17 protein-coding genes are annotated in these 16,564 nt (G+C 72.6%); 6 read left to right on the top strand and 11 right to left on the bottom strand.

Annotated elements, in window-relative coordinates; all coding sequences use genetic code 11:
* Positions 1 to 20: 20 nt before the first annotated feature.
* The gene (locus tag ASD16_RS00630; protein ID WP_055911783.1) at positions 21 to 1,688 is read left to right on the top strand and encodes an MDR family MFS transporter; all 1,668 of its coding nucleotides are present in this window, start codon (positions 21 to 23) and stop codon (positions 1,686 to 1,688) included.
* A 111-nt stretch (positions 1,689 to 1,799) separates the two neighbouring features.
* A complete protein-coding gene (locus ASD16_RS22120; RefSeq protein WP_055911779.1) occupies positions 1,800 to 2,381 on the top strand; it encodes a DUF2510 domain-containing protein in 582 nt (193 codons plus the stop codon).
* A gap of 21 nt (positions 2,382 to 2,402) precedes the next feature.
* Here the strand turns inward: ASD16_RS22120 and ASD16_RS00620 are convergent, their stop codons facing one another.
* The 3 genes from ASD16_RS00620 to msrB all read right to left on the bottom strand — a co-directional run bounded on the left by ASD16_RS00620 (position 2,403) and on the right by msrB (position 4,324).
* Positions 2,403 to 2,852 carry a MarR family winged helix-turn-helix transcriptional regulator gene (locus tag ASD16_RS00620; protein WP_055915506.1) on the bottom strand — a complete coding sequence of 150 codons (450 nt, stop codon included), beginning with the start codon at positions 2,850 to 2,852 and terminating at the stop codon, positions 2,403 to 2,405.
* 106 nt (positions 2,853 to 2,958) lie between these two features.
* Positions 2,959 to 3,741: a nuclease-related domain-containing protein gene (locus ASD16_RS00615; protein WP_055911776.1), complete on the bottom strand. Its 783-nt coding sequence runs from the start codon at positions 3,739 to 3,741 to the stop codon at positions 2,959 to 2,961.
* 169 nt (positions 3,742 to 3,910) lie between these two features.
* On the bottom strand, positions 3,911 to 4,324 hold the full coding sequence (gene msrB, locus ASD16_RS00610; protein ID WP_055911773.1) for a peptide-methionine (R)-S-oxide reductase MsrB: 414 nt from the start codon (positions 4,322 to 4,324) through the stop codon (positions 3,911 to 3,913).
* Between the two features lie 288 nt (positions 4,325 to 4,612).
* On the opposite strand from msrB, the gene ASD16_RS00605 reads away from it, so the two are divergent.
* The 4 genes from ASD16_RS00605 to ASD16_RS00590 all read left to right on the top strand — a co-directional run bounded on the left by ASD16_RS00605 (position 4,613) and on the right by ASD16_RS00590 (position 8,329).
* Positions 4,613 to 6,625 carry a bifunctional diguanylate cyclase/phosphodiesterase gene (locus ASD16_RS00605; RefSeq protein WP_235523058.1) on the top strand — a complete coding sequence of 671 codons (2,013 nt, stop codon included), beginning with the start codon at positions 4,613 to 4,615 and terminating at the stop codon, positions 6,623 to 6,625.
* Positions 6,626 to 6,698: 73 nt separating this feature from the next.
* Positions 6,699 to 7,397 carry a TasA family protein gene (locus ASD16_RS00600; protein ID WP_055911768.1) on the top strand — a complete coding sequence of 233 codons (699 nt, stop codon included), beginning with the start codon at positions 6,699 to 6,701 and terminating at the stop codon, positions 7,395 to 7,397.
* A gap of 4 nt (positions 7,398 to 7,401) precedes the next feature.
* Positions 7,402 to 8,139, top strand: coding sequence for a signal peptidase I (locus ASD16_RS00595; protein WP_082570524.1), 738 nt, complete (start codon positions 7,402 to 7,404; stop codon positions 8,137 to 8,139).
* Positions 8,120 to 8,329, top strand: coding sequence for a hypothetical protein (locus ASD16_RS00590; protein WP_055911764.1), 210 nt, complete (start codon positions 8,120 to 8,122; stop codon positions 8,327 to 8,329). The genes ASD16_RS00595 and ASD16_RS00590 overlap by 20 nt, the downstream gene beginning before the upstream one ends.
* A 39-nt stretch (positions 8,330 to 8,368) precedes the next feature.
* Here the strand turns inward: ASD16_RS00590 and ASD16_RS00585 are convergent, their stop codons facing one another.
* The 8 genes from ASD16_RS00585 to ASD16_RS00550 all read right to left on the bottom strand — a co-directional run bounded on the left by ASD16_RS00585 (position 8,369) and on the right by ASD16_RS00550 (position 16,460).
* Complete coding sequence (locus ASD16_RS00585; RefSeq protein ID WP_055911761.1) at positions 8,369 to 9,772, bottom strand: FAD-binding oxidoreductase; 1,404 nt, start codon at positions 9,770 to 9,772, stop codon at positions 8,369 to 8,371.
* Between the two features lie 131 nt (positions 9,773 to 9,903).
* Positions 9,904 to 11,685 (bottom strand): cell wall metabolism sensor histidine kinase WalK, encoded by a 1,782-nt coding sequence (locus ASD16_RS00580; protein ID WP_055911759.1) that lies wholly within the window; start codon positions 11,683 to 11,685, stop codon positions 9,904 to 9,906.
* Between the two features lie 7 nt (positions 11,686 to 11,692).
* Positions 11,693 to 12,043, bottom strand: coding sequence for a response regulator (locus ASD16_RS00575; RefSeq protein WP_055911757.1), 351 nt, complete (start codon positions 12,041 to 12,043; stop codon positions 11,693 to 11,695).
* Entirely contained in the window at positions 12,040 to 12,225 is a 186-nt protein-coding gene (locus ASD16_RS00570) for a hypothetical protein (protein ID WP_055911753.1), read from the bottom strand. Before ASD16_RS00570 ends, ASD16_RS00575 begins: the two co-directional genes overlap by 4 nt.
* The gene (locus tag ASD16_RS00565; protein WP_055911749.1) at positions 12,222 to 13,706 is read right to left on the bottom strand and encodes a glycosyltransferase family 2 protein; all 1,485 of its coding nucleotides are present in this window, start codon (positions 13,704 to 13,706) and stop codon (positions 12,222 to 12,224) included. Before ASD16_RS00565 ends, ASD16_RS00570 begins: the two co-directional genes overlap by 4 nt.
* Positions 13,703 to 14,419, bottom strand: coding sequence for a PHP domain-containing protein (locus ASD16_RS00560; protein ID WP_055911745.1), 717 nt, complete (start codon positions 14,417 to 14,419; stop codon positions 13,703 to 13,705). Before ASD16_RS00560 ends, ASD16_RS00565 begins: the two co-directional genes overlap by 4 nt.
* Positions 14,416 to 15,384: an ATP-grasp domain-containing protein gene (locus tag ASD16_RS00555; RefSeq protein WP_055911742.1), complete on the bottom strand. Its 969-nt coding sequence runs from the start codon at positions 15,382 to 15,384 to the stop codon at positions 14,416 to 14,418. Before ASD16_RS00555 ends, ASD16_RS00560 begins: the two co-directional genes overlap by 4 nt.
* Positions 15,381 to 16,460 (bottom strand): response regulator, encoded by a 1,080-nt coding sequence (locus ASD16_RS00550; protein WP_055911740.1) that lies wholly within the window; start codon positions 16,458 to 16,460, stop codon positions 15,381 to 15,383. The genes ASD16_RS00555 and ASD16_RS00550 overlap by 4 nt, the downstream gene beginning before the upstream one ends.
* Positions 16,461 to 16,564: the final 104 nt, after the last annotated feature.

The raw sequence follows: 16,564 nt of genomic DNA, 5'->3' as shown, positions 1-16,564 counted from the left end.
AGCACCACGAGAGCGAGACCATGTCCAGCACCACCACGCCAGCACCCACCAGCACCGCTGAGCACACCCCGAAGATGAGTCACCGCGAGGTCCTCGAAGCGCTCTCGGGCATCCTGCTCGGGATGTTCGTCTCGATCCTCGCGACGAGCGTCGTCTCGTCGTCGCTGCCGAGGATCATCTCCGACCTCGACGGCACCCAGTCGGCCTTCACCTGGGTGGTCACCGCGACCCTGCTCACCACGACCATCTCGACGCCGATCTGGGGCAAGCTGGCCGACCTCGTCGACCGCAAGCTGCTCATCCAGCTCGCGCTCGGCATCTCCGTGGTCTCCTCGGCCCTCGCCGGGCTGTCCCACGGCACGGGGATGCTCATCGGCATGCGTGCCCTGCAGGGCATCGGCGCCGGTGGCCTCACCGCGCTGGGCACGGTCCTGATCGCCGACATCATCAGCCCGCGCGAACGCGGCAGGTACATGGGCCTCATGGGCGCCGTGATGGGCATCGGCATGGTCGGCGGGCCGCTGCTCGGCGGTGTCATCACGGACAGCGCGGGCTGGCGCTGGAACTTCTTCCTCGGCCTGCCGTTCGCGGTGGCCGCGATCATCGTGCTCCAGCGCACGCTGCACCTGCCCGCCCGCACGGCCCGCAAGGTCAAGATCGACTACGCCGGCGCGACGCTCCTGTCCGTCAGCATCGCGACCCTGCTGCTGTGGATCACCTTCGCGGGCACCTCGTTCGACTGGGCCTCGTGGCAGACCGCCGCGATGGTCGGCGGCTCCCTGCTGACCCTCGCAGCCGCGATCTGGGTGGAGTCCCGCGCGAGCGAGCCGATCATCCCGCTGCACCTGTTCAGGAACCGCACCCTCGTCCTGGCCGTCGTCGCCAGCATCGCCGTCGGTGTCGCCCTGTTCGGCACCTCGGTGTTCCTCAGCCAGTACATGCAGCTGGCGCGCGGCAAGACGCCCACCCAGTCCGGTCTGCTGACCATCCCGATGATCGTCGGCCTGCTCGTCTCGTCGACCATCTCCGGGCAGATCATCAGCCGCACCGGCAAGTACAAGAACTTCATGATCGCCGGCGCCGTCCTGCTCACCACGGGCCTCGCGCTCATGGGGACCATCCACTTCGACACGTCGTTCACGCTGGTCGGCCTCTACCTCGTCATCATCGGCGCGGGCGTCGGCATGCTCATGCAGAACCTCGTGCTCGCCGTGCAGAACACCCTGGACGTCCGCGAGATCGGCTCGGGGACGTCGACCGTGGCGTTCTTCCGGACGCTCGGTGGCGCGCTCGGCGTGTCCGCCCTGGGCGTCGTGCTCTCCCACCGCGTCACCGACCTCATGGTCCGCGGCCTGGTGGCGATCGGCATCGACCCGTCCGCCATGGGCTCCGACGGGGCGATCCCGGACCTGTCCACGCTGCCCGAGAACGTGCGGATCGTCGTCGAGCAGTCGTTCGGCAACGCCATCGCGGACCTGTTCCTCGTCGCCGCACCGGTCGCGCTCATCTCCCTGATCGCGGTCCTGTTCCTCAAGGAGGTGCCGCTGGGCACGCGCTCGGGCATCGAGCAGCTCCTCGAGCAGGAGGGTCAGGCGCTCGCGCCGGCCACGTCGGAGGCCTCCGTCGACCCGACCGACGCCGAGCTGGACGCCCTCACGGCGCAGGAGCGGGTCTCCGCCCGCGACTGACGCCTCGCGACGGCGCCCCGCACCCTCCGGGTTGCGGGGCGCCGTCGTCTCAACTGTCCGGCGACCGATGCCGATGACCAGGGCAACTCATCTGCCGGAAAGGGCTCCCCCATGTCGTCGACCACCCCGGGCTGGTACCCGGACCCTGACCCGACCGCGAGCGCCGGACGCCAGCGCTGGTTCGACGGGACGGGCTGGACCGAGCACGTGTCGTCGCCGCCCGCCGAACAGTTCGCCCCGGTCTACGCGGCTGCTCCGGCCCAGGCTCCGGTCTACGGCTCCGCAGCGCCCGCGACCATGCCGTACGCACCGGCCGTCTCGACGTGGGGCGCAGCACCGGCGACAGGCGGCCGCATCGTGGTGGGCTCGATGTCGAAGGCCGACGTCAAGGCGCTGCCCCGCGCGGAGCGCAACTCCAAGGACCGTCCGGACCTCGACCTCGCCCGGGGCCGGAACCAGCTGTCGTACAACGCCGTGCTCTTCGGCGCCGTCAGCCTGCTCATCAACCCGTTCCTGGTGTTCTCGATCATGGCGATCGTCTGGTCGGTCCGGGGCAGGAAGCGCGCCGAGGAGTTCCAGCGCCAGGGCTACCCGCCCCTCGGCAGCGGGCAGGCCGCTGCCGGCCTCACGCTGGGGATCATCGGCACCGTGCTCGGCGTCCTCGTGCTGCTCGTGCGGCTCAGCGGGATGTGAGCCGCCGGACGCCGGGCGCCCTCAGTGCGCCCGGCGGGCCGCCGCGAGATCCTCGTTGAGCCGGCCCAGCTGCGTGGCCAACCCCTCGATGTCGGTCTCGCTCCAGCCCGCCAGCGCGTGCCGCAGGAACGCGCGTCGCGCCTGCTGGGCGGTCTCGAAGCGGTGCCGGCCCTCGTCGGTGAGCTCGAGGAGCTGGCCGCGGTAGTCGTCGGGGTCGGGTCGCCGCGACACGAGCCCCAGGGTGCCGAGCCGGGCGAGCTGGCGGGACATCGTGCCCCGCCCGACCCCGATGGTCAGGGCCAGGTCGCTCGCCCGCACGCCCGGCGACGCCGCGATGAGCGCCAGGAGCGAGTACGCGGCAGGTTCGAGGTCCGGGTGCACGTCCCGCGAGATCGAGGCGGAGGAGGCCTGCGCACGGCGCAGGAGGAGGCCGAGCTCGCGCTCGAGCTGGCGGAACTGTTCGTCGACCACGGTCACATCCTGACGGGACCCCTACGAATATCGCCGCATCGCCACCCGAGCAGATGGATGCGTTTCAGCAGATCACCGCGGGGAATGGGTGTCAACACCCAGTCGCTCAGCGCGACCAGGTCGCCCGCTGGCGCGCGACGTGCGCGATCGCCATGATCCGGGCCGGGTCGAGCCGGACGGGCATCGCGCGGAAGACCGTCTGCACGTCCTGGCGGGCGATCGCGAACGCGTCGTGCTGCGGCTGGACCGTGCGCACCTCGAGATCGCCGTGCACGACGACGACGCCGCGCACCGTGATCGCCGCGCACGCTGCCGCGAGCAGGGCGCCCTGCACCCGCGTGGCCTCGAGCCGTGCGTCACGCAGGTAGGACATGGACCGACCGTCGACGGCGAGCGTGCGCCCCTCGACGACGATGTGCTGACCGGGGTGCCGTCGCTCGGCGACCGTGAAGATCCCGGCCGGGCCGATGAGCAGGTGCTCGACCATGCTGCCCTGCCGGCCGAGCGGGACGTCGTGCACGACCTGCCAGCCCTCGTCGCCCATGCGGTCGAGCCGCGTCCGCACGGAGCTGCCACGCTCGCCGCGGATCGCGGCGAGGTTGATCGAGTCCCAGTCGTCCCCGCCGAGCCACGCCTGCAGCGCCGACTCGTCGACGGGGTCGAGGGCACCGACGCCGGGCGTCGGGAGCGTCATGGCGAGCTCGGCGACGTCGGCGCGGAGGTACGCCTGAGCGGCGCGGCGCAGCCCGGCCTCGTGCTGGGGATCGTCGACGACGACCTCGCCGGACTGGAGGTCGACCGAGCCGACGCGGGCACCGCTCTCCTGCGTGACATAGAGACGGTCGGCGCCGTAGCGCCTCCACCGCCGCACAGTCAGAACATCTTCCACGTGTGCATTATCGGCACCCGCGGGCCTCGACTTCACACGTGTCGACCATCTGGACGTCACCCGTCCGGGGTGTCCGTCCCGGCGCGCCGCCCGACGCCCCGCACGAGTGACGGAATCGTCCTCGATGTCGGGCGGGAGCGCTGACGCACCCCCGCCCGACCACCCGCACTCAGGCCGTGGGCGAGTCCGCCGGCTCGAAGGTCAGGCTCACCGAGTTCATGCAGAAACGGTCGCCCGTCGGGGTCTGCGGCGCGTCGTCGAACACGTGCCCGAGGTGCGAGCCGCACCTCGCGCAGCGCACCTCGGTGCGGACCATGCCGAGGCTGCGGTCGGAGATCAGCTCCACCCGGTCCCCGGCCAGCGGCGAGAAGAAGCTGGGCCAGCCGCAGTGGGAGTCGAACTTGGTGTCGGAGCGGAACAGCTCGTTGCGGCACGCCCGACAGCGGTAGACACCCTCCCGCTTCTCGTCGAGCAGCTCGCCGGTCCACGCGCGCTCGGTCCCGGCGCGGCGCAGCACCGCGAACTCCTGCGGCTCGAGCTCCAGGGCCCACTGCTCGTCGGTCTTGGTCACCTCGTATGTCATGTGTCCCCTCCTGGGAAGTGTGTGCGTCCGGTGCAACCGTCGGACGATCCCGGACGTTCCCGACGCGCCGGGGCGTCGCTCTGACCTGGCGTGTCGCTGCGCGGCGCCACTTCCGCATACTCTCGGCTCAGCACGGCCCCCTTCCGAGCCGCGCTCGCCCCAGCTCGTGAGGTCCACGTGCCAAGAGCCGTCCGTCGACGCTGGCCGCTGACGCGGTCGTTCGCTGTCATCAGCAGCGTCGCCATGCTCGTGCTCGGTTGCGCCTTGGTCTGGGTGACGTGGAGCGTCATGAGCCAGCAGTCGGTGCGCGACGGGATCGCGACCGCCGAGACCGTCACGACGTACGCCACGGCGACCGTGCCGACCGACTCCTTCGTGCTGCCGGACAACCTGGACCAGGCCCAGAAGGACGCCGTCGAGAAGGCGACCTCCGGGTTCGGCGACCGGCTGGTCGAGCTGCGGCTCTGGGCGCTCGACGGCTCGCTCATCTACAGCTCGGCCGACCAGACCGAGACCGGGTTCCCCGACGGGGACCGGCTCGACCTCGTCACCACGGGCGGCGAGCCGAGCGCGCGCGTGATCACGGACGTCCGGGGTGCCGACGCCGGCGACGAGGGCGGTACCGAGCGGCCCGTCCTCGACGTGTACGTGCCGGTGCAGGCCGGCGACGTGGTCGATCCCGACCCGGCGCGCGAGGACTCCGACGTGATCGGCGCCGCCGAGGTGATGCTCGACCACACCGCCGCCGGAGCCGCGCTCGCCGACGCGGTCCGCACGCTGGCGCTCGTCGTGGCGATCGGCCTGCTCGCCCTCTGGATGGTGCTGTTCCGGACGGTGTGGACGGCGTCCCGCCGGTTGCAGGCCACGGCCCTCGAGAACGCCCGCCTCGCGCTCCTCGACTCGCTCACGGGGCTGCCCAACCGGCGCATGCTCGCGGAGCGGATGCGCCGCACCATCCTGGAGGCGGAGGAGACCGGGTCTCGCGTCGGGCTCATGCTCCTGGACATCGACCGGTTCAAGGACATCAACGACTCGCTCGGCCACGACCGTGGCGACGAGCTCCTGGAGCAGGTCGCGGAACGCCTGCGCGGTGCGCTGCGGGACGACGACGTCGTCGCGCGCCTCGGTGGCGACGAGTTCGCGATCCTCCTGCCCGACGTGCGCTCCGTCGCGAACGCCGAGCGGCTGGCCCGACGCGTGCGCGGGCTGTTCGTCCCGCCGTTCATGCTCGGCGAGCTGCCGCTGCACGTGGACACCTCGGTGGGCGTCGCGTGCCTGCCCGACCACGCGTCGGACCCGTCGTCGCTCATGCGTACCGCGGACGTGGCGATGTACGCGGCGAAGCACCACCGCACCGGCGTCTCGGTGTACTCGGCCGACGAGGACGACTCGTCGCCCGCGCGCCTGGTCCTGCTGGGCGACCTGCACCGCGCGCTGACCCCGGCGCCGGGCGCTCCTCGCGAGCTGCGGATGCACTACCAGCCGAAGATCGAGCTGAAGACCGGGCGGACCGTGGGCCTCGAGGCGCTGATGCGCTGGGTGCACCCCACGCGCGGGGTGCTGCCGCCGACCACGTTCATCCCCCTCGCCGAGCAGTCGGGGCTCATCCACGACGTCACGCGGTACGCCCTCACCGAGTGCGTCACGCAGCTCGCGGCTTGGCGTGCCGAGGGACGCGCGACGCCCGTGGCGGTGAACCTGTCCGCCCACGACGTCACGACCCTGGCCGTCGTCGACCTCATCGAGTCGCTCCTGGAGGAGCACACGGTGCCGGCGGACCTGCTCGAGGTCGAGATCACGGAGACCGCGCTGGTCGCCGACCCGTCCCGGGTGGTGCCGGTCCTGGAGCGGCTCGGCGCCCTGGGGATCCGCGTCGCCATCGACGACTTCGGCATCGGGAACACGTCGATCTCCCAGCTGCGGGACCTGCCCGTGGACGAGCTGAAGATCGACCGGCTGTTCGTCTCCGACCTCGGCGTCGACGGCCGCGAGGGGTCCGAGGTCGTCGTGCAGGCCATGGTCGACCTCGCGCACTCCTTCGACCTGCGGGTGGTCGCCGAGGGCGTCGAGGACGAGCCCACCGCCGTCATCCTGCGCCGGCTCGGGGTCGACCAGGCGCAGGGGTTCCTCTACTCGCAGGCCGTCCCCGCGGACGACCTGAGGCTCACCCCGTCCGTGCCGCGACCGCGGCGGGACCGGGGTGCCGGCCGCGGCGGTGTGGCGGTCGCCGGGACGCGTCCCGCGGCGACACGCCACGCACGTCCTCCGAGGTCACCTGGCACGGACGACTCGAACGGGTGAGTATCGTGCGTTCGGCTCAAGTCGGGCGCGGGGATGCCGATAACACTCTTTTACCACCTAGGGGGTTCCCACCATGATGGACGACCTGCTGCAAGAGATGATCGACCCGGCGCCCGTGCACCACGACGCACCGCGACGACGGCGGCTGTGGACCACGGTGGCGATCGTCGGTCTCGCGGCCGTCGGCGCCACGACGCTGACGACGTCGGCCATCTTCACCGACAACGACGCGACGTCCGCCACCATCGAGAGCGGCACCGTCGACCTGGCGATCGGCCAGACCGTGCCCTTCACGTTCTCGCCGCAGAACCTGGCACCCGGCGACTCGACGTTCGTCCCGCTGCAGATCAACAACAATGGTTCGCTCGCGCTGCGGTACTCGATCTACTACTCGGCCGAGCCGGCGGCGGACCCGGGCACCGACCCGGTGCTGGACCCTCCGGTGACCACGCCCGGTGACCTGCGCGACGTGCTCGTGCTCAACGTGTACAGCATCGCCGACGAGCTGGGCTGCTCGGCAGCCGCCCTCGGCGCCACCCCGGTGGCGCTCAACGCCGCGCCGGCGACGCCGTGGCCGAGCGCGTCCACGAGCCTGGTGGGCGACACCGCCCAGGGCGCGGACAGCGGCGACCGTGACCTCACGGTGGAGGACTCGAGCGAGTGGCTCTGCTTCCGCGTCGACTTCCCCGACACGGCAGGCAACGACTACCAGAACACCGGGGTGGACCTTGCCGTGACCTTCCACGCCGAGCAGACAGCCAACAACGACTGATCTGATGCCCTCCTGGTCGGACGGGCGACGAGACGCCCCAGCGGTCGACCGACGCGCGCCGCGCGTGATCGGTCGGCGGCGTTCTCGTGCCCCGAAGCCCACGTGGCGCCGGCTCGTCGGCGTCGCGCTGTGGACCGTCGTCGTCGTCTGCGGTGCGGCGTACGCGACGTCACTGGCCGTCCCGCTGTGGTTCCAGGCCCACCAGCAGCGGATCCTCATCGTGACGTCGGGCTCGATGGCGCCGAAGTTCGACGCAGGCGACGCTGTGGTGCTGCGGGCGATCTCCGACGAGTCCGACCTCAAGGTCGGCCAGATCATCTCGTTCTGGCCGATGGGCTCCGACGAGCTGGTCACGCACCGGATCGTGGCGCTGCGCAAGCTGCCCGACCTCCGGCAGGACGAGGCGACCGGCAACATGGTGCCGAAGCGCGACGCCAACGGGGAGCCGCTGACCAAGTCCTACGTGGTGACCAAGGGCGACGCCAACCAGGACGCCGACGCGAACGCGACGCCGATCGGCCGCATCCGCGGGGTCCAGCTGGCCGTGCACAAGGGCTGGGGCTGGGTGCTGCAGTGGGCGGGCTCCCCGCAGGGACGCGCGGTGATGCTCGTGCCTCCGCTGCTCGCGCTCGCTACGCTCGAGCTGCTCGCGATGGGGGATGCCCGCCGCGAACGCCGCGATCGCCCCGTCGCCCGGACGGACAGCGCAGACAGGAGGGTCGATGAGCTCCTCCTCGACTGAGCCTGGCGACCCGGACGTCCGCCGGCGCACGTTCCTGACCGTGGAGCGCAAAGGCCTGGTGCGGCTGGGGGTCGCGGTCGCGTTCGCCGTGGCGGCGCTGCTGAGCCCGCTCGTCGGGTCGACGTCCGCGCAGTTCACCGACACCGCCGAGGTGTCGATCACGTTCTTCGTGCCACCCGAGCAGCCGTAGGACGAGGGCCGGCCCCGTGCGGGACCGGCCCGTCGCCGGTCAGGACCGGACGCCGCGGGCGGCGAGCAGGACCGCGTCGGGGTCGTACACCATCGACAACGTCTGCAGGCGTCGCGCCACGGCCGGCGTATACACCCGCTCCGCCCACAGCGGACCCGCGGAGTCGGTGAAGTTGGGCAGACCGCCGTCGCGCGCCCAGGCGGCGAACCCGTCGTGCACGCGTGCGGTGTCCCGGGTGACCACCTGCGCGATCTCCGGGATCATCACGCCGATCGTGAAGAGCGAGAACGCCGCGTCCCGGTACGGGAACGCGCTGGGCACCCCGCCGTCGTCGAGGACCTTGCCACCGAGCTGGCGGACCTCCACCATCGCCTGCGCGGTCTGCGCGCCGGGGCCCACGAGCTCGAGCAGGCGGTCCGCGGCCTCCAGGGGGAACGCGTCGAGCAGGCTGTGGTGCTCGTGCAGCGGCATCGGGTCGACGGGGTCGGAGTGCACGGCGCCGAGCGCCGCGTAGGGCATGACCTGCACGGTGTCGATCAGCGGCGTCGCGACTGAGCGGATCGCGCGGATCATCTCCTCGCCGGTGGCCGGGTCGCCCGTCCACGCGAACCGCACGGAGACCGTGGTCGTGCCACGCAGCGGCTCGGGGAACACGTCCAGGTCGGGCAGACGCATGACGGCGATCGACGTGGTGCCCTCCTCGGGTAGCACGTCGCACCACCGGCTCCACGTGCGGACCACGGCGGCGGCGTCGGCACCGGCGAACCAGAGGGCGCCCGCGTAGAGCTCCGCCTGCTCGACCAGGTCGATCTCGACGGCGGTGACGATGCCGAGCGTGCCCTTGCCGCCGCGCAGGCCCCAGAACAGCTCCGGGTGGTCCGTCGCGGTGACACGACGCGCGACGCCGTCGCCGGTGACCACGTCGAAGGCGCGGACGGTGTCGGACGCGAGCCCGTGGGTCCGGGCCACCGGGCCGAGCCCGCCCCCGGTCAGGTAGCCGACGACGCCGACGTCCGGTGAGGAGCCGGCCAGAGCGGCGAGCCCGTGCGGGGCGCACGCCTCGAGGACCGCCGCCCACCGCACGCCCGCACCGATGCGGGCCCAGCGCTCGTCGGCGTGCACCGTGAGCTCGTCGAGGGCTGCGGTGCTCACGAGGATCGCGTCCTGCATGGTCTCCGTCGCGCCGTGCCCGGTGCTCTGCACGCCGACCCGCAGCCCCGCCGCGGCCGCGACGCGCACCGTGCGGCCGATGTCCGCGGCGTCGCGCACGGGGACGACGGCGACCGGCTGGATCGCCTTGGTCAGGTTGCTGGTGCCGGTGAGGGCGCGGTACGCCTCGGTGCCCGGGAGGTGCACGGGGACGCCGGCGTTCGCGAGCACCGAGACGGCTGCGGTGGTGGCGGGACGGTAGTCCGCGCCGATCGGGGAGCTGAGGATGGTCATGAGGGGTGTCCTTCGTCGTCCTGTCCTGCGCCGTCGTCGGCGCACGGGCAGGAGGGGACGCGGGTCACCCCGTCTGATACATCCCGGGATGTCCGAAGTTACCGGGGAGTACCTCCGGCAGGGCGGCCGGGTCAGCCCGGCGGGGTCGGCGGGAGCGTGATCGTGAACGTGGTGCCCTCGCCGAGCGCGCTCGTGATCGCGAGCGACCCGCCGTGCGCGTCGACGACCGCCTTGGTGATCGACAGCCCCAGGCCCACCCCGGGGATGGCGCGGCGGGTGGCCGTCGACGCCCGGAAGAACCGGGTGGTCAGCTGGGACAGCTCGTCGGGCGGGATGCCGATGCCGGTGTCCGCCACGACGACGTCCGCTCCGGCGGACGCGTTCGGCGTCACGCCGACCCGGACCGTGCCACCCGAGGGCGTGAACTTGATCGCGTTCGACACCAGGTTGTCGACGGCCTGCGCGAGCCGCACCGGGTCGCCGTCCAGCGGGGTCGCGACGGCCGACGCCTCGAGCCGGACACCCGCGGCGTCGGCCACCGGGGTCGCAGCCTCGACCGACGCGCGCACGATGTCGGCCACGTCGATGCGGTGCGGTGCGATCGAGAACCGTCCGGCGTCCACCTGCGCGCTGAGCAGCAGGTCCCCCACCAGCCGCAGCTGCCGGCGGGCGTTGCGCTCGATCACCGTGAGGTACTCACGCTGCTCGTCGGTCAGCGGGTCGGTGCCGTCGGTGAGCAGCTCGAGGTAGCCCAGCACCGAGGTCAGCGGGGTCCGCAGCTCGTGGCTGACCAGGCTGACGAACTCGTCCTGGAGGCGCGCCGCCTCGCGCTCGGAGGTCACGTCGGTGGCGACGACCACGTACCCGGTCGTGGTGCCGTCCGACTCGGACCGGCGCGTCACGGCGAGCCGGACGGTCATGCGTGCGCCGTCGCGGGCGACGTAGGTCCAGTCGCGGACCTCCGGTCGACCGGCCAGGGCGGGCGCGACGAGCGCGTCGACGAGCGCCTGCGGGTTGTCGACCGGGGAGTCGTCGGCGAAGAGCAGCGTCCGGCGGGCCTCGAGCTCCGCCTTGTCGTGGAAGTCGGTCAGGCGCATACGGCCGACCACCTCGCCCTGCCCGTACCCGAGCAGCCGTTCCGCGCCGGCGTTGAACACCTCGACCATGCCGGTGGCGTCCGTCGCGATGATGGCCTGCTCGGTCGCGGAGTCGATCACGGAGACCAGCGCGTCGCGGGCGGCGCGGCGCTGGTCGGCCACGCGGGCCAGCGAGAGGGCATCGGCGCGGGCGCGGTCGAGCAGCACCGCCTGGTCCATCTGCAGCGACAGGAGCGCGTTGCTGCGGGCCCGCAGGCGTGCCGTGATCTCGTGGACCGTGGCGGCGACGACCACCGCGACGAGGGTGACGAACAGGGTGCGGACACCGGTGTCCACCGTGAGCGTGACCGTGGACGTGAGCAGGACGGGCGAGAGGACCACCCCGGCCACGCCGAGCGCCGCCAGCACGATCCCCCGCCGGTCGCGCTGCGACGCCAGGGTGATCACCGGGAAGAACACCAGCGTGGTGTACGCCGAGCCGGGTCCGCCGGTACCCGTGCGCAGGAACGCCACGGCGAGCAGCTGGATCATCGGCAGGATGTCCTGCCGGCCCTCCGGCCACCGCGCCCACGGCAGGTAGCGTGCCGCCACCAGCTGGCCGACGGTGAGCAGCGTGGCGATCACCACGTCGGCCTGGCTCGCGACCTGGACGCCGGGGATCAGAAGGGTGAGCAGCGCGACCAGGTACACCCCGACGAACGGCAGCTGGCGCTCGACCACGCCGCCGTCCGGCCCGAGGTGGCGGGCCAGCCGGCGCAGGTAGCGCGACCCCATGGTGATGAGGTCGGCACGCTCGTTCGACCAGAGCTCTGTCATGGACGGCTCACGGCGCCTCGCCCAGGGCCCGGGCGAGCGCCGCCTGCACGCCGTCGCCGGAGAACGGCTTCGGCAGCCAGGCCTCGACGTGCGGGTAGTCGTCGGCGTCGAGGACGGACGTCACCACCACGGGCAGGTCCGGCCGGCGGACGCGCAGGACCTCGATGAGCTCCCAGCCGCCCATGCCCGGCAGCCGCAGGTCCACGATCGCGACGTCCACGGTGTCGAGCTCCGGGGTGGCCAGCGCCTCCTCGGCGCTCTTCGCGGGCACCACGTCGTGGCCGAGGCGGCGCACGTGCCGGGTGATCAGGGCGAGCTCGTCGGGCTCGTCGTCGACGACCAGCACGCGGGGGGTCACGCCGCACCGCCGTGCAGCAGGAGCGCCGCGACCGTGATCGCCAGCGAGACCAGGGCGACGACCACCAGCAGGCGTCGCTCCGAGCGCCGGTTGGACCGGATCTCGTCCTGCAGGGCGTCGGGCGACAGGGTCGCCCACCAGCGGGCGTCGTCGCCCGGGGCCGCCCGGTGCGAGCTGCTCATCCCATCACCCGTCCCGTCTTCTCCGTCTTGTCCCACACCGCGCTCGCCCCCCGCGCCTGCTTGACGTACGCGTCCAGCGTGATCGCGCACAGCACTGGACCGAAGCCCACCACGTAGAGCAGCGGCGTGGCGAGCCACCGCACCGCACGGGTCCGCTCCAGCAGCTTCACCACCCAGGCCAGCGCCATCGCGAGCACCGACCACGAGTAGAGCGTCAGGGTCCAGACCATGCGGCCCGTCGGCGACATCTCGAGCCCGAGCAGGCTGGGCAGGCGCACCTCCCACAGGTTCGGGAACCAGGCGGCGCTCATCACGACGAGCGCCCCGATCCCCGGGAACAGCAGGCCCTGCAGCCAGGAGCGGCGTGCGGTCTCCCGGTCGAGCAGCAGGGTCGCAGCGGTGATGAACACGTACGCGGTCACCGCGACCCACCAGAAGCCCTGGAACACCTGCGTCGCGGTCAGCTCCGCGACGAAGTACAGGCCGACCAGGCCCACGGCCGCGAACCCCATCGCGACGGGCAGCAGGTAGATCGCGAACCAGATGATCCCGAAGTCGAGGTTGCCCAGGTGGTGCGTCCGGGACGGCCGGAACCAGACGCGCCGGAAGTTCCGTGTGATCTGCACGTTCCCGCGCGCCCAGCGCACCCGCTGCTTCCACAGCGCGGTCACCGAGTCCGGCTCCTCGGCGAGCACGACGGCGCCCGGCTCGAACACCACGCGGCGCCCGTTCAGCTGCGTGAGGAAGGTGGTGTAGGTGTCCTCGGCGAGCGTGGAGGTGTCCACCTGGCCGCCCACCGCCTCGAGGTTCTCGCGCGAGTGCAGCTGCGCACCGCCCGCCAGGCAGGCCATCGCACCCATGATGTTCTGCGCGCGCCGGGCCGCGGCCTGCGCGGTCACGTACTCGTAGCCGATGAAGCGCGCGACGCTGCCCGGCCGGCCGCTGCCCTCGCGGATGAAGGCAGTGACGGCCCCGACCCGCTCGTCGGCGAGGTGCCGGGCCATGCGGCGCAGGGAGTCCGGCCGGTAGATGACGTCGGCGTCCATGATGAGCAGCGCCTCCATCCACTCGTCGGACAGGGCGTACCGGATGCCGTGGTTCAGGGTGTGCGCCTTGCCCTGCCCACCCTGCTCGCGGCGCAGGTGCACGATGCGGTCGTCGTACTGGGCGGCCTTGGCGCGGACCACGTCGGGGGTGTCGTCGGTGCTGGCGTCGTCCACCACGAACACCTTGAGCCGGTCCGGCGGGTACTCCAGGCCCATCAGCCGGTCCAGGGAGGCCGCCAGCACGGCGCCCTCGTTCCAGGCGGGGACGATGACCACGACGCGCGGCAGGTGCGGCGCGGCGTCGCGCAGGTGGTTGCGGAAGGCGTGCACGGGGACGAGCAGGTACTGGTAGAGCCCGGCGAGCACCGGGATCGCGCCGATGCCGACGAGGGCGACGAGGATCGCGACGAGGACGTCCCGACCGACCTCGCTCATCCGTGCACCCAGTCGTACACCCCGACGTCGGCGGCCTCGTGCGCGTCGGTGGACGCCACCAGCAGCACCCCCGCCGCGCGCAGGCGACCCGCGACCCGCGGGCCGGGGCAGTGCCACTTCTCGTTGACCTCGACGGGGGTGCCGGTCGCGACCGCCGCGTCGGCGAGCGCGTCGAGAAGCTCGTCCGGCACGGCGTCCTCGGTCAGCCCGATCTTCGGCAGGACCGAGAACGGGTGCGCCAGCTGTGCGCGGCCGACGGCGTGCATCGCGCGGATCGTGGCGGTGACCAGCATCTCGACCACGTCGGCCGCGTCGAGGCCCGCCTCGATCCGCTGCCGTGTCGACCGCGGGCTCCACGGACCGTCCGTGCCGGGGACCTGGTGGTCGGCGAGCAGGACCCGGTCGGGGCCGCGCGGCGTGCCGAGCGCGGCGAGCACCTCGGGCGGTGCGTCGACCGCGCCGGACGCGTCGAGGATCTTCGCCTCGACCCCGGTGAGCACGGTGAGGCCCTCGACGGTCGGCAGCGCACGGACCGTCGCGAGGAACTCCGGCACGTACGTGGTGGACACGCGGACGTGGTCGACCATGCGGACCTCGCGCAGACCCGCGGACTGCGCGGCCGCGAGGTTCTCGGCAGGGGTGCTGACGGCGTCGTCGGAGAACGTCGAGTGGACGTGGTGGTCGCCGGCGAGGAGGGCCGATCTCGGCGTCATGGCGCGGGCAGCACGTCGGCGATCGGGAGGAAGACGTCCTCCAGGTACCGCACGTTCGCGATCTCCTGGAAGTCGACGTGGTCCGGCACGGGCCGGCCGAGCACGGCGTCGAGCGTCAGGGACGGCATGTCCACCCCCGCCGCGATGGTCAGCGGCATGGCCCCCGGGAACCTCGGGTTGACCTCGAGGAGCGCGGGCCGGCCCTCGGCGTCGCGCTTGAGCTGCACGTTGGCGACCGTGGTGAGGCCGATCGCGCGCGCCACCGCCGAGGCGGTCTCGATCAGCTCGTCGTCGTGCACGGTCACCCCGGCGACCGCGACCCCGGAGTCCACCCGCAGGCGGGCACGCGGCACCGCGGCGATCACCCGGCCGTCGAGGCCGGCCAGGACGTCGACCGAGTACTCGTCGCCGGGCAGGAGCTCCTGGACCAGCAGGTCCTCGTCGGCGTCGTGCACGGCGTCGAGCTCGGCCTGCGTGCCGACCAGCCGGACGCCGCGGGAGCCGGCGCCGCGACGGGGCTTGACGATGATCGGGAAGTCCCAGCCGGAGACCGCCTGCGGGGTGCCCAGCAGCTCGGTGCGCGGCACCCGCACGGTGCGCGCGCACGCGGCCGCGAGCGCGAGCTTGTCCAGGCACGTCTCGAGCGTGTGCAAGGCCGGGGACGCCAGGATCGTGCCGTCGGCCAGCAGCGCGTCGCGCGCGGCGGCGAGCTTGGGCAGCTCGACGTCGACCGTCGGGAACAGGACGTCGACGCGCTCGTCGCGGCAGATCCCGCGCACGACGTCGACGAAGCTCTCGGCCCGCCCGGCGGGCACCAGGTGCCGCCTCCCGGCGTCCACCAGGTAGAGGGCGCTGGCCCAGCGGTCCATGTCGGCGGCGAGCACCTCGACGTCGCCGCGGCGCAGCAGCGACCGGATGACCGCGACCCCTGCGGGGCCTCCGGCACCCGTGACCAGGACCCTCATGCGTGACCTCCGTGCTCGTCGACGTCCGACGCGACGGCGGCCGCGACCCCGGCCGCCTTCGCCTTGGTGCTGAGCATCGCGGCGGCGCGCACCATCTCCAGCGGCTCGGCGTACTGCTGCCCGCCGCCGAACCGGGACCAGTAGCGGGCCGTGGCGCGCACGAGGTCCGGCTCCATGTAGTCGCGGTGGGCCTGGGACTCGAAGGCGGCGAGCATCTGCAGCTTGGCCTCCATGAACCCGTCCACCGGGACGAAGCGCGTGGGCCGGAAGTCGATGGTCGATGACGGGCTCTGGAAGCACGCGAGGGACGGGACGCGGCGGGCGGCGACGTCGACGGCCTGCCGGACCGCGCGGTGGTCCTGGTGCCGGTCGTGCTCGCTGTGCGTGTAGACGACGGTCGGCTCGACCTCGCGGATGAGCTCCTCGATCGTCGTGATCAGGCCACCCGCGGGGTCGAGCCGCGTGTCCTCGAAGTCGTGCAGGTACAGGCGGGCCCCGATGATGCCGGCGGCGGCGAGCGCCTCGTGCCGGCGGAGCTGGACCTCGCCCCCGATCGCCCCACTGGACAGGGTGAGGATGACGACGGTGTCACCGACCGCGCGGTGGGACGCGAGCGTCGCGCCGACCCCGATCTCGACGTCGTCGGGGTGCGCCCCCACGGCCAGCACCGTCTCGGTGGCGCCCTCGGCGGCGCGCTTGGCGCGACCCTCGACCGCGAGCGCGGTGATGCGTTCCAGCAGGGTCGCGGCGGCGACGGGCTTGACCAGGAACTCGTCGGCGTCGCGACGCAGCGCCTCGACGGCGTAGTCCACGCTCGCGAAGGCCGTCATGACGGCCACGGGCGTGCCGGCCGCGCGGGAGCGCAGCTCCCCCAGCAGGTCGAGCCCGCTCATCCCGGGCATCTGGATGTCCGTCAGCACGACGTCGAACGTGTTCGCCGCGACCTCGGCCAAGGCCGACATCGGCTCGTGCGCCACGGTCACGTGCATGCCGCCCCGGCGCTCCAGCACCGTACGGACGTACTGCGCGGTGTCGGCGTCGTCCTCGACGACCAGCACCCTGATCTGTTCGCTCACCCCGAGTCGCCCTCCCCAGCCGGCCGGTGTGGCACCCACGCTATAGGTCGCCCCGGGCGACGGCTCATCAGGGCTGGCTCATGGCCTCGCAGGACCCGGACCTG

The organism is Cellulomonas sp. Root485 (assembly GCF_001426705.1).
Classification (GTDB): Bacteria; Actinomycetota; Actinomycetes; order Actinomycetales; family Cellulomonadaceae; genus Cellulomonas.
Note: the sequence above shows the minus strand (reverse complement) of the source record. Positions and strands in the feature narration are given on the sequence as shown.

Excerpts from the sequence above, each read along its gene's own strand:
- ASD16_RS00630 (WP_055911783.1), top strand. The coding sequence starts at position 21 with ATGTCCAGCACCACCACGCCAGCACCCACCAGCACCGCTGAGCACACC.
- ASD16_RS22120 (WP_055911779.1), top strand. The coding sequence starts at position 1,800 with ATGTCGTCGACCACCCCGGGCTGGTACCCGGACCCTGACCCGACCGCG.
- msrB (WP_055911773.1), bottom strand. The coding sequence starts at position 4,324 with ATGACATACGAGGTGACCAAGACCGACGAGCAGTGGGCCCTGGAGCTC.
- ASD16_RS00605 (WP_235523058.1), top strand. The coding sequence starts at position 4,613 with ATGAGCCAGCAGTCGGTGCGCGACGGGATCGCGACCGCCGAGACCGTC.
- ASD16_RS00600 (WP_055911768.1), top strand. The coding sequence starts at position 6,699 with ATGATGGACGACCTGCTGCAAGAGATGATCGACCCGGCGCCCGTGCAC.
- ASD16_RS00595 (WP_082570524.1), top strand. The coding sequence starts at position 7,402 with ATGCCCTCCTGGTCGGACGGGCGACGAGACGCCCCAGCGGTCGACCGA.
- ASD16_RS00590 (WP_055911764.1), top strand. The coding sequence starts at position 8,120 with ATGAGCTCCTCCTCGACTGAGCCTGGCGACCCGGACGTCCGCCGGCGC.
- ASD16_RS00585 (WP_055911761.1), bottom strand. The coding sequence starts at position 9,772 with ATGACCATCCTCAGCTCCCCGATCGGCGCGGACTACCGTCCCGCCACC.
- ASD16_RS00580 (WP_055911759.1), bottom strand. The coding sequence starts at position 11,685 with ATGACAGAGCTCTGGTCGAACGAGCGTGCCGACCTCATCACCATGGGG.
- ASD16_RS00570 (WP_055911753.1), bottom strand. The coding sequence starts at position 12,225 with ATGAGCAGCTCGCACCGGGCGGCCCCGGGCGACGACGCCCGCTGGTGG.
- ASD16_RS00565 (WP_055911749.1), bottom strand. The coding sequence starts at position 13,706 with ATGAGCGAGGTCGGTCGGGACGTCCTCGTCGCGATCCTCGTCGCCCTC.
- ASD16_RS00560 (WP_055911745.1), bottom strand. The coding sequence starts at position 14,419 with ATGACGCCGAGATCGGCCCTCCTCGCCGGCGACCACCACGTCCACTCG.
- ASD16_RS00555 (WP_055911742.1), bottom strand. The coding sequence starts at position 15,384 with ATGAGGGTCCTGGTCACGGGTGCCGGAGGCCCCGCAGGGGTCGCGGTC.